General features: G+C 56.5%; 12 protein-coding genes. 4 read left to right on the forward strand and 8 right to left on the reverse strand.

Annotation, left to right across the window (positions count from 1 at the left end; translation table 11 throughout):
• Positions 1-54 precede the first annotated feature (54 nt).
• On the reverse strand, positions 55-999 hold the full coding sequence (gluQRS, locus tag MIM_RS01680) for a tRNA glutamyl-Q(34) synthetase GluQRS (protein WP_042070807.1): 945 nt from the start codon (positions 997-999) through the stop codon (positions 55-57).
• 127 nt (positions 1,000-1,126) lie between these two features.
• Positions 1,127-1,585: a DUF494 domain-containing protein gene (locus MIM_RS01685; protein WP_025371028.1), complete on the reverse strand. Its 459-nt coding sequence runs from the start codon at positions 1,583-1,585 to the stop codon at positions 1,127-1,129.
• A 430-nt stretch (positions 1,586-2,015) separates the two neighbouring features.
• On the opposite strand from MIM_RS01685, the gene MIM_RS01690 reads away from it, so the two are divergent.
• The 3 genes from MIM_RS01690 to MIM_RS01700 all read left to right on the forward strand — a co-directional run bounded on the left by MIM_RS01690 (position 2,016) and on the right by MIM_RS01700 (position 4,229).
• Positions 2,016-3,206 carry an acetylornithine transaminase gene (locus MIM_RS01690; protein WP_025371029.1) on the forward strand — a complete coding sequence of 397 codons (1,191 nt, stop codon included), beginning with the start codon at positions 2,016-2,018 and terminating at the stop codon, positions 3,204-3,206.
• Between the two features lie 84 nt (positions 3,207-3,290).
• Positions 3,291-3,620: a hypothetical protein gene (locus tag MIM_RS01695; RefSeq protein WP_025371030.1), complete on the forward strand. Its 330-nt coding sequence runs from the start codon at positions 3,291-3,293 to the stop codon at positions 3,618-3,620.
• Positions 3,621-3,890: 270 nt separating this feature from the next.
• Positions 3,891-4,229, forward strand: coding sequence for a hypothetical protein (locus MIM_RS01700; protein ID WP_158318684.1), 339 nt, complete (start codon positions 3,891-3,893; stop codon positions 4,227-4,229).
• A gap of 214 nt (positions 4,230-4,443) precedes the next feature.
• On the opposite strand, the gene MIM_RS01705 is transcribed toward MIM_RS01700, so the two are convergent.
• From MIM_RS01705 to MIM_RS01730, 6 genes are all read right to left on the reverse strand, one after another.
• The gene (locus MIM_RS01705; protein WP_025371032.1) at positions 4,444-6,471 is read right to left on the reverse strand and encodes an acetyl/propionyl/methylcrotonyl-CoA carboxylase subunit alpha; all 2,028 of its coding nucleotides are present in this window, start codon (positions 6,469-6,471) and stop codon (positions 4,444-4,446) included.
• Positions 6,472-6,485: 14 nt separating this feature from the next.
• On the reverse strand, positions 6,486-8,093 hold the full coding sequence (locus MIM_RS01710; RefSeq protein ID WP_025371033.1) for a carboxyl transferase domain-containing protein: 1,608 nt from the start codon (positions 8,091-8,093) through the stop codon (positions 6,486-6,488).
• Positions 8,094-8,210: 117 nt separating this feature from the next.
• The gene (locus MIM_RS01715; RefSeq protein ID WP_025371034.1) at positions 8,211-9,392 is read right to left on the reverse strand and encodes an acetyl-CoA C-acyltransferase; all 1,182 of its coding nucleotides are present in this window, start codon (positions 9,390-9,392) and stop codon (positions 8,211-8,213) included.
• Entirely contained in the window at positions 9,389-11,254 is a 1,866-nt protein-coding gene (gene aceK / locus MIM_RS01720) for a bifunctional isocitrate dehydrogenase kinase/phosphatase (protein WP_025371035.1), read from the reverse strand. Before aceK ends, MIM_RS01715 begins: the two co-directional genes overlap by 4 nt.
• A 59-nt stretch (positions 11,255-11,313) precedes the next feature.
• The gene (locus MIM_RS01725) at positions 11,314-12,492 is read right to left on the reverse strand and encodes an isovaleryl-CoA dehydrogenase (RefSeq protein ID WP_025371036.1); all 1,179 of its coding nucleotides are present in this window, start codon (positions 12,490-12,492) and stop codon (positions 11,314-11,316) included.
• Between the two features lie 250 nt (positions 12,493-12,742).
• Entirely contained in the window at positions 12,743-13,141 is a 399-nt protein-coding gene (locus MIM_RS01730; RefSeq protein ID WP_025371037.1) for a MerR family transcriptional regulator, read from the reverse strand.
• 103 nt (positions 13,142-13,244) lie between these two features.
• Between MIM_RS01730 and MIM_RS01735 the strand changes: the two genes are divergently transcribed.
• Positions 13,245-14,312, forward strand: a complete 1,068-nt coding sequence (locus MIM_RS01735) for an MBL fold metallo-hydrolase (protein WP_025371038.1) — start codon at positions 13,245-13,247, stop codon at positions 14,310-14,312.
• Positions 14,313-14,430 lie beyond the last annotated feature (118 nt).

Consider the following 14,430-nt stretch of genomic DNA (forward strand, 5'->3'; position numbering starts at 1 on the left):
AGTTCTGCCAGGCGAATGTTGCGCACGCTGCAGCCTGCGGTGGTTCAGGAAAGGTCAGTCGATGCTGAAACGCTGTTGCCAGACCGGAATGGCATTACGCCAGAAATCACCCACATCATCTGCAGCAATGGCCGTAAACCCCAGCGCAGCCCAGGCGCGCTGCAGGCTTTTTACCGGGTGCTGCATATCAATGGCCTGGGCATGATTTTGTTTGGACAGTTTGCGACCTTCGGGGTCCAGCACCAGAGGGACGTGCATCATACGCGGTGGCGTGAAATGGAGCATACGCGCCAGCTGATGCTGTCTGGCCGTGGACGAGAGCAGATCCTGACCGCGCACAATATCGGTTACCTGCTGATCATAATCATCTATTACCACCACCAACTGGTAGGCAAACAGGCCGTCGGCGCGTTTGACGATCATGTCGCCCACCGCTTGGGCCACGTTCTGGCTGCGAGTACCCACCCATCTATCGGTGAAGGTATAGTTCTCGTCGGGCATTTTCAGACGCCAGGCACGGGGTGAGCGCCCGGCAGCGATACCGGCGCGACAGGTGCCGGCATACGGGCGCTCACCGTCCTCGCCCAGCAGCCCGGCCTGCAGCGCGTGGCTGGCAATTTCCTGGCGGGTACAGGCACAGCCGTAAATCAGTTCCTGTTTGCTCAGGCGCTCGAAAATCTCGTTATATCGCCTCAGGCGTTGCGACTGCCAGATAATGTCGCCATCCCATTGCATGCCCAGCTGTTCTAATTGCGAGAGGATCACCTGATCGGCGCCCGGCACGACGCGGGGGGTGTCAATGTCTTCCATACGCAGCAGCCAGCGACCATGGTGGGCACGAGCATCAAGAAAGCTGGCCATGGCCGCAACCAGCGATCCGTCGTGTAGCGGCCCGCTGGGACTGGGAGCAAAGCGCCCCGTATAAGGAGTGCAGGAGAGAGCGGATGGTGTAGACAAAATAGGCAGAACAGAGATGGGCAGCAAGGCCAGGAAGGGCATCAGCACCAGCCACTTTTCAGTATAGATGCGCCGTTTCCCTTAAATACGCCGTTTCCTTGAACACAGCATGCGGCATGCCGCCCAGAGCGCCACGTACAAACGTGGCGGCCCTATTAGCGAAACAGTGTTAGTGAAACAGTTTTTCTTCGTCGTCGGTAACCAGTTCTTCCAGAATCAGATGGTCGATTTCCGCTTCCTGGCTCCACAATACCATCAGTGTGATGATTTTGATGTGTTGCAGGGACAGGGGCGCTTCCGGCGCTGCCATGGCGCGATCAATAATGATTTCACGCAGCGGCGGTGCGACGGCCCCGCTGTATTCCAGAAAACTCAGGAACCCGAGCGCCGCGACACCCAGGTGTTGTTGTTCAGCGGGTGTGTAAAAGCGTGTGCTGGAATCAGACATGCTGGTCAGTTCTACGCATTTTTCTGTGGATTCGGCCAGACCGAAAAGCCAGCCGATGGCATCGTCAATGTCGTCGTGCTCAAAGCCGGCGGCCATGAGCCTTTTAGTGAGGACATCTGCAGAAGGGCAGGATTCTGGAGTGTAGTAGTTCTCGAAGAGATAAACCAGGACATCATACATAATGCGTTTCTCCAAAAGGTTTATTCAATGATAGCCCTTCAGTCAAATGACACCATCCTGCCTTCAAAATGCCTTAATTAAGCTGAAAGCGTAGATAAATGGTGTTATTTGACGGGGTGCACCCGTCAGCCGTTACGCAGGCTTAATGATTATACTTTACGGGTTTTTGAGTGGTCAGGCAAACGTTTATTGGGTCTCGTCATAAAAAAACATCAGAGTGTCATCCAGGTTCATGATTCCAAAAGACTTTTCGATGACGCGAGCGTTGCCCAATGGCAGCGCGGGATGTTTCAATCGATTGCGGTCTGCATAACAGGGGGAACTGCATCGCTTGAAATGCGTATTTTTCCTGCAGACCGGACAGCCGGGGACGAATTTGAATACAATGAAAACTTACCTTGTCCCTCGTTTGCATTTATAAGGAAATGCCATGACATTCAGTTCTGCCGATGCCCAGTCGCTAATGGAAATTACCGCTCGTCCGCCATTGTATTTTGTTCGTGGCGAGGGCTCCTGGCTGACGGATGACACCGGCAAGCGATATCTGGATTGCATCCAGGGCTGGGCCGTCAATTGCCTGGGACATTGTCCGCCACAATTGGTGCAGGCGCTCAACGACCAGGCCGGAAAACTGATCAACCCGTCACCAGCGTTTTTCAACGAACCGTCCGTGGCGCTGGCTAAACGTCTGATAGATGCGTCCTGTTTCGATCGGGTGTTTTTCACCAACAGTGGCGCCGAGGCCAACGAAGGCGTGATCAAACTGGCACGCAAATGGGGTCAGAAAAATAAAAACGGCGCCTACAAAATCATTACTTTTGATCATAGTTTCCATGGCCGGACGCTGGCCACCATGTCGGCCTCCGGCAAGCCCGGATGGGACACGAAATTTGCGCCGCAGGTGGATGGTTTTCCCAAGGCGGAACTGAATAATCTGGCGTCGGTCAAGGCGTTAATCGATGACCAGACGGTTGCCGTTATGCTGGAACCGGTGCAGGGCGAAGGCGGTGTGATTCCTGCAGACAAGGCATTCATGAAAGCGCTGCGCGAACTAACGCGCGAGCACAATATGCTGCTGATCGTGGACGAAGTGCAGACCGGCATGGGTCGTTGCGGCGAGCTGTTTGCCTATCAGGCGTACGGCATTGAACCCGACATCATGTCCCTGGGTAAAGGCATTGGCGGAGGTATCCCGCTTGCCGCCATGCTGTCCCGCGAAGAAGTGTCGTGCTTTGAACACGGTGATCAGGGCGGCACATATAACGGTAACCCATTGATCACTGCCGGTGGGGTTGCTGTATTTGATACGCTGACTGCACCCGGCTTTATGCAAAGTGTCCAGGCCCGCTCCGAACAGTTGTCGCAGGGGCTGCAGGCATTGTCGGACAAATGGGGCATGCAAGGCGAGCGCGGCGTGGGTATGCTGCGCGCGTTGATTCTGGACAAGGATGATGGTCCGGCGATCGTAGACGCTGCGCGTGAGCGCGGTCCGGAAGGGATGCTGCTGAATGCGCCGCGCCCGAATCTGCTGCGTTTCATGACTGCATTGAATATTACCGAAGATGAAATCAAACTGATGCTGGCATGGCTGGACGAAGTGATTGCCAAGGTCAGAGCCTGATCGATCCCTGTCTGCCGACAGGGCAATGAGATGCCGGATGATTGAATCCATCCGGTATCTCTCAACGAATGATGAGGAGCAGACATGCAAAACGAGATGGAACTCAAAGAGCTGGTTATCGAACTGTCGGACAACCTGAATCAATGCATGGCGCAGCAGGCAGCCCTGCAGCACGCGGTGTATGCCTTGCTGGCGAATGTGAGCGACAAAAAAGCCGTGCGCAATTCCTTGAATATCTGTGCTGAAAGTTTTCTGGAAGCGCAGGAGTCTCTGGGCCTGCCGGACGATATGATTGAAACCTATCAGGACGAGATCGCAGAACTGCTCGATACGCTGTCAGATGATGTTGAACAGCAGCGTGATGCGGACTGGGCCAACGAAGGCGGCAATATTCATCTGGACGCAGATAAATAACGACAAAGCGATGCTGTAAGTGTGCGAACAGGTCTGCGCAACCAGATGGCTGTGTCTTTTCGCTGTCGCTTCACGGCAACGGATATACGATGTCTTATCGTTGAATGCCGACGTGCTAGACAATGACCTGTTGCATTCAGACTCTCTGTAAATTATTGATGGAGTGCAAGGACACAATAATCGTCACTCAATATAATCCTTGACGAGTTTTGACATTGAATGAGCGTTTCCGGGTAAATGACCCGTTACCCGGAATCACAACCATTTCAGATGAAAAAGTTTCGTCATGGCTTTCTGGTTGGAGCGGTACTGGTGTTTTGTATTCCACAAATCCCGTTCATCGGGCCGATGCTATTACGGCATCTGGGACCATGCTATCACCCTACACCGACGCAGGTCAGAAAGCTGATCATGGCATCGGCCATGCTGCCGAATAAGTTGAAGTATCAGGATACCGAACCCTACGATGGTGTGGAACTCACCTGGGAAGATGGGAGTGATACCGTATACACTACGCGACAAGGTAAGCGGGTGGGCAGGCATTTCCCGATGGTCAGTTGCGGTTATCTCGAATGGGCGCATGACCAGACGTTTGTGCCTGAGCGGTAAGGCAGCAGGATAGTGCGTATGATTAGGTTTCTGGCTGGCCTCGCAGCAGGTGTAATTGCAGCGTATCTTTTTTTGTACGGTATGCTTTTGTTTCTGCCGCCTTATTAACAAGCAAACAAGCCTGTTCACTAGTCAGCATCACGACGATCATAGCGAAATAGAAATGGGAGCGAAATACGGTCTTATACAGCCACCGTATTCCGCTACAGGAACACTACTCTTCTTCAATCCGGATCAATTCCGCCCCATCCGATACCTGGTCGCCAACCGCAAAGAACACCTCTTCAACAACCCCTGAGGCAGGGGCGGTAATCGCATGTTCCATTTTCATGGCCTCCATCACCATCAGTGCATCGCCTTTTTTGACGGTATCGCCGGCCTTGACTGACAGCGAGATGATTTTGCCGGGCATGGGGGCGGTCAGATTGCCGCCATGGTCTGCGCTCTCGTCGGCGGCGTGGCGCAGTATATCCGGCAGGCCAAAAATACGGGTGCCGCCGGTTTGTCCGGTGCCAAACAACCAGGCCTGTTCGCCTTCGCGCACCACGGTGCCACGATAATTGCGGCCATCCAGATGGACCTGGGTGTGCCAGCTGGCACCGTCCTGCTCGGCAGACCATGACAGGGGATAGTTGCGCTCCTGATGCACCAGTTGCCACTGACCATCAGCGCGCTGCATTTGCAGCGTGTGGGTGCTCTCGCCGTCCTGCAATTGCAGGGTTTGTTGATAGGAACCCGACAGGCGCCAGCCGTCGGTGCTATCCCATGGATCGCTGCTGCGAGCGTGCCGGTTGGTGCTGTGTCCGGTTTGGCCCTGGGCGCTGATCCAGGTTGCGGCCACGCAGGCCAGCGCGGGTATCGTGGCTTCGCTGTGTTCAGGCAGCAATTGCTCGCGGTTTTTTTCAATCAGTCCTGTATCCAGGTCTGCGGTGGCGAACGCCGTGTTCTCCATGAGCCTGCCCAGAAACGCCAGATTGGTGCGCACGCCAACTACCTGGGTTTCTGCGAGCGCGGTATGCATGCGGGCAATGGCCTGTTCCCGGTTTTCACCCCAGACAATCAGCTTGGCGATCATGGGGTCGTAATAGGGCGAGATGGTATCGCCCTGGCCGACCCCACCGTCGACCCTGACGGTACCGTTGCGGAACGTGACATGTTCGGGCAGGCGCAGGTGGCTTAGCGTACCGATGGACGGCAGAAAGCCGGTGTCCGGGTTTTCGGCGTAGATACGTGCTTCAATGGCGTGGCCTTGCATGGTCAGCTGTTCTTGCGTCAATGGCAGGGGTTGCCCGGCTGCAACGCGCAATTGCCATTCGACCAGATCCAGCCCGGTAATCATTTCCGTGACGGGGTGTTCCACCTGCAGGCGGGTATTCATTTCCATGAAGTAGAAGCGGCCGTCGGGTTCGGCGATGAATTCGACCGTACCTGCGCCCACATAGCCCACGGCCTTGGCGGCCGCGACGGCCGCTTCACCCATTTGCCTGCGGCGTTCTTCAGTCATGCCCGGTGCCGGGGCTTCTTCGATCACTTTCTGGTGGCGGCGCTGCACGGAGCAGTCACGTTCAAACAGATATACGGCATTGCCCTGGCTGTCGGCAAAGACCTGGATTTCGATATGGCGTGGTTTGGTCAGATAGCGTTCGATCAATACCATATCGTCGCCAAAGCTGCTGATCGCTTCCCGTTTACATGAGGCCAGAGCAGCGGCGAATTCTTCTGAGCTGTTGACCACGCGCATGCCTTTGCCGCCACCGCCGGCACTGGCCTTGATCAGTACCGGATAGCCGATGCGGTCGGCTTCCTGGTGCAACAGGGTGGGGTCCTGATCTTTGCCGTGATAGCCGGGTACCAGCGGGACACCGGCCTGTTCCATCAGGGACTTGGCGGCAGACTTGCTGCCCATGGCGGCAATGGCCGAGGCCGGTGGTCCGATAAACGTGATGCCGGACTGGCCGCAGGCCTGGGCAAAGGCTTCGTTTTCGGACAGAAAGCCATAGCCGGGATGGATCGCCTGGGCACCGGTATCACGGGCGGCATTGAGGATTACATCGCTTAGCAGATAGCTGGCGCGAGGCTCGGCAGCGCCGATATGCACCGATTCATCGCAGGCATGGACATGTGCGGCGTTGGCATCAGCATCAGAGTATACCGCGACAGTGCGAATGCCCATACGGCGGGCAGTGGCTGCCACACGGCAGGCGATTTCGCCGCGATTGGCAATCAGAATGGTATGAAACATGATCTTGTCTCCGGTCAGATGCGGAACACGCCGAAACGGGTGTCTTCTATCGGGGCGTTCAGGGCTGCGGACAGGCTGAGCGCCAGAACGCGGCGCGTATCGGCGGGCTGGATAATGCCGTCATCCCACAGGCGTGCCGTGGCATAGTAAGGGTGCCCTTCGCGCTCGTATTGGTCACGTATCGGCGCCTTGAATTGTTCTTCTTCGTCGGCAGACCAGGTGCCGCCTTTGGCCTCGATGCCATCGCGACGGATGGTAGACAGCACGCTCGCTGCCTGTTCGCCCCCCATCACTGAAATACGGGCGTTGGGCCACATGAAGAGCATGCGCGGATTGAAGGCGCGGCCACACATACCATAGTTGCCGGCGCCGAAAGAGCCGCCGATGAGCACGGTGATTTTGGGAACGGATGCGGTGGACACGGCGGTCACCATTTTGGCGCCGTGACGGGCAATGCCTTCGTTTTCGTATTTGCGACCCACCATAAAGCCGGTGATGTTCTGCAAAAAGATCAGCGGGATTTTGCGCTGACAGCACAGCTCAATAAAGTGCGCGCCTTTTTGCGCCGCTTCGGAAAACAGAATACCGTTGTTGGCGATGATGCCTACCGGCATGCCATGCAGATGGGCAAAGCCGGTGACCAGCGTGGTCCCAAAGCGGGCCTTGAACTCATCGAATTCGGAGCCGTCTACAATGCGCGCGATCACTTCGCGCACGTCGTAAGGCTTGCGGGTGTCGGCGGGAATAATGCCGTTCAGCTCTGTGGGATCGTACAGCGGTTCTCGCACGGGTTGCAGTTTCAGAGGGATATCTTTTTTGATGTTCAGGCGTGCAACTGTATCGCGCGCCAGTTGCAGGGCATGCAGATCGCTATTGGCCAGATGATCGACCACGCCCGACAGGCGTGTGTGCACATCGCCGCCGCCCAGATCTTCGGCCGAGACGATTTCGCCTGTCGCGGCCTTGACCAGTGGCGGGCCACCCAGAAAAATCGTGCCCTGGTTTTTGACGATGATGGATTCATCGCTCATGGCAGGCACATAGGCGCCGCCGGCTGTGCACGAACCCATGACAACGGCAATTTGTGCAATGCCCATGGAGGACATCACGGCCTGATTGTAAAAGATCCGACCGAAATGATCCCTGTCGGGAAAGACCATGTCCTGGCGCGGCAGGTTGGCACCGCCCGAATCCACCAGATAAATGCAGGGCAGGCGATTCTGCTGGGCAATCTCCTGAGCCCGCAGGTGTTTTTTGACTGTCATGGGATAGTAGGTACCGCCCTTGACGGTGGCATCGTTACAGACAATCACGCATTCAATGCCATTGACCCGGCCAATGCCCGTGATCACCCCTGCGCCTGGCGCTTCGTCGTCATACATGCCGTGAGCAGCCATGGGCGAGAGTTCCAGAAAGGCCGAACCAGGATCCAGCAGACGTTCAACCCGTTCACGCGGCAGTAATTTGCCACGCGCGACGTGTTTGTTGCGGGCACTTTCGCTGCCGCCCAATGCGGCCTGTTCCAGATGCCGCTTCAGATCATCAATCTGTTGCTGCATTGCCTGAGCGTTTTCCAGAAAGCCTTCGGAACGGGCATTAATTTTAGTAGTGATAACGGGCATAAAACGTATCCATGCAGGAGTCCGGTAGCTGCGCGCCGAATGGCGCGGCTACTGGGTGAATGGTTTGGTGCAGGCCGCGTCAGACCAGCTACTGTCTGGCGCGGATGAGCAGCAAGATCAGATCATTTCAACAGCGAGTGCAACGGCTTCGCCGCCGCCGATGCACAATGTTGCGATACCGCGTTTGCCTTTGGTTTTGCGCAGCGCGCCCAGCAATGTCGTCAGAATCCGGGCGCCGGATGCGCCGATGGGATGACCCAGCGCGGTGGCGCCGCCATGAATATTGACTTTGGCGTGCTCCAGTTCCAGTTCTTTCATTGCGGCCATGGTGACAACGGCAAAGGCTTCGTTGATTTCGTAAAGATCAACCTCGTCTTTGCTCCAGGACAGTTTGTCCAGCAGCTTTTTGATGGCGCCTACCGGTGCAGTGGTAAACCATTCTGGTTCATGTGAGTGCTGCGAATGGCCGACGATACGTGCCAGCGGCGTTGCGCCGAGTTTTTTGGCTGTGGATTCACGCATGATGACCAGCGCCGCGGCACCATCGGAAATGGACGATGAGTTGGCCGCTGTGACCGAGCCGTCTTTTTTGAACGCAGGCTTGAGGGCAGGAATTTTTTCTGGCTTGGCTTTGCCGGGTGACTCGTCGGTGCTGACGATCGTGTCGCCACCCCGGCCGCTGACGGTGACAGGCGCAATTTCCCACTCGAAGCTGCCGTCGGCAATGGCAGCATTGGCGCGACGGAGTGATTCGATAGAAAAGGCATCCTGTTCTTCGCGGGTGAAGGTGTATTTGTCTGCACATTGTTCTGCAAAGACGCCCATGGCGGTACCGCGCTGGTAGGCATCTTCCAGGCCGTCCATGGCCATATGGTCGTAGACGGTAGAGTGGCCATAGCGATAGCCCTGACGACCTTTGAGCAGCAAATAGGGCGCGTTGCTCATGCTTTCCTGACCACCGGCAACCACAACATCGGCGCTGCCGGCCAGCAGCAGGTCATGCGCCAGCATGGCGGCTTTCAGGCCTGAACCGCAAACTTTATGAATGGTCGTGCAAGCCACGCTTTTAGGCAACCCGCCGCCCAGTGCGGCCTGACGTGCCGGCGCCTGACCTTGTCCGGCCTGCAGTACGTTACCCAGGATTACTTCCTGTACGTCTTCAGCCTTGATGCCAGCACGTTCTACCGCAGCGCGGATGGCGGTGGCGCCCAGTTGGTGCGCGGCCAGCCCGGATAGGCTGCCCATCATGGCTCCCATGGGCGTGCGGGCAGCAGAAACGATTACGATAGGATCATTCATGTCGATTCCTTTAATGAGTTAGGTTGCCGCGGCACGTCTGCAATATGCAGGCAGCGCTCGGCGGGGTACGGGAAAATATCTTCAATTTTACCGGAGGCTACCCGGCTCTGCCGGTTCTGCCACCATTGGTAATCCAATAGCGGGGCGTGGTATTTCAGGAAGGCACGGCGCACGCGCGGGTCGCCCAGCAGGAAGCGCTCGAACTCTTCGGGGAACACGTCATTGGGATGCACGGCGTACCACGGTTCATCCGACATCTCGGCTTCTTCGTTGGGCGCAGGCGGGATCCGTCGGAATACCATTTCGGTGACCGGCTGGATTTCGTCATAGTCATAGAACACGACGCGTCCCAGACGGGTCACGCCGAAGTTCTTGTACAGCATGTCGCCGGCAAAAATATTGGCCGCAGCCAGTTCGGCGATGGCATCGCCATAACCCCTGACGGCATCTTCCAGCGCAGCATCGCTGGCCCGGTTCAGATACAGATTCAGCGGCGTCATGCGGCGTTCGATATAGACATGCCGAAAGACGATGGCCGTTTCGGTTTCTTCGATCAGGCTGGGGACTTCGGTGCGCAGCTCCTTGAGCAAGGCTTCGGAGAACCGGTGGCGCGGCAGGGCAACCAGCGAATATTCCCAGGTATCTGCCATGCGCCCGACCCGATCATGCAGCTTGACCATCTGGTATTTCTGTCTGACGGTCTTGTGCTCCATCCCGTCCTTGCGGATCTTGTCGCGAATCAGTTTGAACACATAGGGGTAAGAGCCCAGTGTGAATACCGTCATGACCATCCCCTCAATACCCGGGGCAATGTCGAAGGTATCGGTCGAATGGGTAAGGTGATGCAGAAAGTCGCGGTAGAACAGCGTCTTGCCCTGTTTTTGCAGCCCGATGGCCGTGTATAGCTCTGCCTTGGGTTTGGCCGGCATCAGCGTTTGCAGGAAGGAGACATAGGACGACGGCGTTTCCATGTCTACCAGAAAATAGGCACGTGTAAAACTGAACAGCGTACTGATATCGGCGCGCGTATGCAGCAATGCATGCAACCGCACTTCATGCGCCGGCGTATGCAGCAGTGGAATGGAAAACGGATAGAGCTGCCCGTTATTGATGAAACGGCCTATGATATAGGCGCCCTTGTTGCGGAAAAAAAGACTGCGCAATACATGAATCTGGCAGTCGGGAGCAATGCGTGAGCCACCGGTTTTGATGATCTCCCGGCGCAGCACGCCGACGGCACGGCGGGCCACCAGGCGGGCATCTGCGGGCAGGTCATGATAGGGCAGGGCCAGCCCGAAGTCGGCCACCATGTCGATGACGGTGGCCACAATGCCGTGGGTGTGCGGGTAGTAGACCCGATAGGAGCTGCCCTGAGCATCAATATAATCGGTGGCCACGGCGGGGCGCACAAACAGATAATCGTTGTGGAAATAGTCGCGGTGCATGATCCGGCTGCACACCGAATTGAAGAAGGTCTCGGCGCATTCGGGCTGGCTGTGCTCCAGCAGCAGTTGGGTAAAGGCCTGTTTGATATCCTGCCAGTACTGACTTTGTTCTTCGGTAAAGGCGGCATTGCCCAGCCGCGGATCCTGCATGGCCATGCGGGTCCGGTCCAGCAATTGGGTAATTTGCCGCGTGCACTCGCGCACCCGCGTATCGTAATAGTCTATCCGCTCGCGGTTGACCCGCTGCATACCGTGCCAGTCGTGTGATTCAAACAGCGCTTTGGCGCGTTGCGCGACAAAGCGAAACAGCGAATAGTGCCGGTTGAAGCCGGCCAGAATTTCTGCGGCCAGTGCGGATGGCTCCGGCACGGGAGGGTCGACTTGTCGGACTTGCTGGTGATCTGCGGTGAGCGGCATAGTCATGAATCTTGTGGTTGGCAGCGAGCGGCCTGGTGTGCTGACCAGGCCCCGGTTGATTAACTTGTTTCGTTGAACAGCTCTCGGCCGATGAGCATCCGGCGGATTTCACTGGTGCCAGCGCCGATCTCGTACAGCTTGGCATCGCGCCACAGGCGTCCCGTGGGATACTCGTTAATGTAACCGTTACCGCCCAGAATCTGGATGCCTTCACCGGCCATCCAGGTGGCTTTTTCCGCGCAATACAGGATCACGGCGGCGCAGTCCTTGCGCACTTCGCGCACGTGACCGGCACCCAGGCGATCCAGATGTTTGCCAACGGTGTAGCAAAACGCCCGGCTGGCCTGCAGGGTGGTGTACAAATCGGCCATTTTTCCCTGGATCAGCTGGAACTGGCCGATAGACTGACCGAACTGCTTGCGGTCGTGAACGTAAGGGACGGTAATGTCCATCACCGCCTGCATGATGCCCAGCGGGCCGCCGGCCAGCACGGCACGTTCGTAGTCCAGGCCGCTCATCAGCACCTTAACGCCACCATTGAGTTGCCCAAGAATATTCTCTTCGGGCACTTCGCAGTTTTCAAAGACCAGTTCGCCGGTATGGCTGCCGCGCATACCCAGTTTGTCCAGCTTTTGCGCGACCGAAAAACCCTTGAAGCCTTTTTCGATGATAAAGGCGGTGATGCCTTTGGCATGGGCTTCGGGATCGGTCTTGGCATACACCACCAGGGTGTCGGCGTCCGGGCCGTTGGTGATCCACATTTTGCTGCCATTGAGCACATAGCGATCGCCTTTTTTCTCGGCGCGCAGTTTCATGCTGACCACATCGGAGCCGGCGCCCGGCTCGCTCATGGCGAGGGCGCCGATATGTTCACCGCTAATAAGTTTGGGCAGGTATTTTTGTTTTTGGGCTTCGGTGCCATTGCGATGCAACTGGTTGACACACAGATTGGAGTGCGCACCGTAGGACAGGGCCACCGAGGCGCTGGCGCGAGAGAGCTCTTCCATGACGATCATATGGGCCAGATAGCCAAGGTTGGCGCCGCCATATTCTTCGCTGACAGTCATGCCAAGGACGCCCAGGTCGCCGAATTTTTTCCACAGGTCCATGGGGAATTGATCGTCGCGATCCAGCTGGGCCGCACGTGGGGCGATTTCCGCACTGGCAAAATCGGCTACGGCATCGCGCAACATATCCAGATCCTGGCCCAGATCAAAATTCAAACCGGGAAGCGTCATGAAAAGTCTCCGTCGTTTTGGTGTGTGAGTGTCTGCCGGCAGCATGCGGTGGCACTGACAGATATCAGTTTACGTGAACCGGATATCGGCTTGATGACGAAAATGCGTAAACAAGGGTAATCGCCAGTGTGGCTATTACTCACTGATGACGTGTATCGCACCGGTCCCGGATAAGCGTTGACTATATCATTACGTTTACGTAAACGTCAATATGCTGCCGATCAGGATAAACCCGTAAGCAGTCCTGCGTTTACCGTGGTGTCGCAGTGGAGTCCAGTTCGCCCAGCAGTTTCAGGCAGTTCTTTTCCTGTTCGTCAATTTCGGCCAGCGTCTGGTCCAGATCCTGCTTTTGCTGCATCAATTGCTGTTTATGGCGGGTGAGGATGGTCAGGTAGCTTTGCAATTGCGGCTGGGTGCTGCCGGGACCTTCGTACATGCCGATAAGTGAACAGATTTCGGACAGCTGGAGGCCCAGTCGTTTGCCCCGCAAGGCCAGTTTCAGGCGTGCCCGGTCCCGATGGGTATAGATGCGTTTTTGCCCGTCGCGGATAGGATTGACAATGCGGTGATCTTCGTAGAAACGCAAAGTGCGCGGGGTGATATTAAATTCTTCCGCAAGTTCGGAAATAGTCCAGGTGCGTGGGTTCATTTGCAGGTAAAGCAGCCCGGAAGGGGATTCGGGCTTGCATGTTTACGTTAACGTAAACTATGATCTATGAATTAAAACCATATGTCAATGAGGAGCAGTACGCATGAACGAACTTGAAGCAAGACTGGATTATCCCTTCGGCGATGAGCTGCCACAACCTGGGCAGGCCAGGGAGATTGCCCCCGGCGTCAAATGGATTCGCATGCCTCTGCCGTTTGCGCTGGATCACATCAACTTGTGGTTATTGCGGGACGAGGTGGATGGTCGCCAGGGCTGGACGATCGTGGATACCGGCATTGCCAAGCCTGAAGTCCGGGCCTTGTGGGAAACCGTCTTTGAAAACGAACTGGAAGGCTTGCCGGTGCTGCGTCTGGTGGTCACTCATATGCATCCCGATCATATCGGTCTGGCGGCATGGATCTGTGAGCGCTGGAACGCGCCGCTGCATATCAGCATGACAGACTTTTATGTCGCCTCTCTATGGTCGTCACAACCGGCAGGCGGGGCAGGTACCGGTGGTGACGTGGCGGTCGCGCACTTTGCGCGTCATGGCCTGACCGATCCGGATGCACAGGAACAGATTCGCCAGCGTGCCAAGTATTATCCTTCGCTGGTTGACGGCATGCCGCGACGTTTTGTGCGGATGCTGGGTGGTGAGCATCTGAATATCGGGGGCCGCCAGTGGGATTTCATTGCAGGTTATGGCCATGCGCCCGAACACATCAGCCTGTTCTGCCCGGCGCTCAACGTGCTGATTTCCGGCGATATGGTGCTGCCGCGTATCTCGACCAACGTGAGCGTCTTCGATCATGAGCCTGATGCTGATCCGCTGAAGTTGTATCTGCAATCGCTGGACAGTTACCAGCCGCTGCCCGAGGACACGCTGGTGCTGCCCTCGCATGGCCGACCCTTCAAGCGGCTGCACGAGCGGCTGCGCCAGCAACAAGCCCATCATGCCGAGCGCCTGCGCGAAGTGTTGCAGTGGTGTAGCGAGAAACCGATGTCGGCATCGGACGTGGTGCCGCTGATGTTCAAACGCAAACTGGACCTGCATCAGATGACATTTGCCATGGGCGAGGCGCTGGCCCATCTGCATAAGCTTTATCATGAAGGTAAACTGACACGCACTGAGGATGACCAGGGGGTATTCAGGTTTTCTGCGGCGGCGTAGTTCAGCGAAGAGTGGTGGTGGCCTGATGCGATATCACTTACGCCCTATCAGGTCCGTCATATCATGCATGTTATATGACACTTGTCATAACAGAGGCGCTAAAGAGAAATCGCGTCGT

This window comes from Advenella mimigardefordensis DPN7 (assembly GCF_000521505.1).
In the GTDB taxonomy this organism is placed as follows: Bacteria; Pseudomonadota; Gammaproteobacteria; order Burkholderiales; family Burkholderiaceae_B; genus Advenella; species Advenella mimigardefordensis.

Excerpts from the sequence above, each read along its gene's own strand:
- MIM_RS01705 (WP_025371032.1), bottom strand. The coding sequence starts at position 6,471 with ATGTTTCATACCATTCTGATTGCCAATCGCGGCGAAATCGCCTGCCGT.
- aceK (WP_025371035.1), bottom strand. The coding sequence starts at position 11,254 with ATGCCGCTCACCGCAGATCACCAGCAAGTCCGACAAGTCGACCCTCCC.
- MIM_RS01730 (WP_025371037.1), bottom strand. The coding sequence starts at position 13,141 with ATGAACCCACGCACCTGGACTATTTCCGAACTTGCGGAAGAATTTAAT.
- gluQRS (WP_042070807.1), bottom strand. The coding sequence starts at position 999 with ATGCCCTTCCTGGCCTTGCTGCCCATCTCTGTTCTGCCTATTTTGTCT.
- MIM_RS01685 (WP_025371028.1), bottom strand. The coding sequence starts at position 1,585 with ATGTATGATGTCCTGGTTTATCTCTTCGAGAACTACTACACTCCAGAA.
- MIM_RS01715 (WP_025371034.1), bottom strand. The coding sequence starts at position 9,392 with ATGAATGATCCTATCGTAATCGTTTCTGCTGCCCGCACGCCCATGGGA.
- MIM_RS01735 (WP_025371038.1), top strand. The coding sequence starts at position 13,245 with ATGAACGAACTTGAAGCAAGACTGGATTATCCCTTCGGCGATGAGCTG.
- MIM_RS01710 (WP_025371033.1), bottom strand. The coding sequence starts at position 8,093 with ATGCCCGTTATCACTACTAAAATTAATGCCCGTTCCGAAGGCTTTCTG.
- MIM_RS01725 (WP_025371036.1), bottom strand. The coding sequence starts at position 12,492 with ATGACGCTTCCCGGTTTGAATTTTGATCTGGGCCAGGATCTGGATATG.
- MIM_RS01695 (WP_025371030.1), top strand. The coding sequence starts at position 3,291 with ATGCAAAACGAGATGGAACTCAAAGAGCTGGTTATCGAACTGTCGGAC.
- MIM_RS01690 (WP_025371029.1), top strand. The coding sequence starts at position 2,016 with ATGACATTCAGTTCTGCCGATGCCCAGTCGCTAATGGAAATTACCGCT.
- MIM_RS01700 (WP_158318684.1), top strand. The coding sequence starts at position 3,891 with ATGAAAAAGTTTCGTCATGGCTTTCTGGTTGGAGCGGTACTGGTGTTT.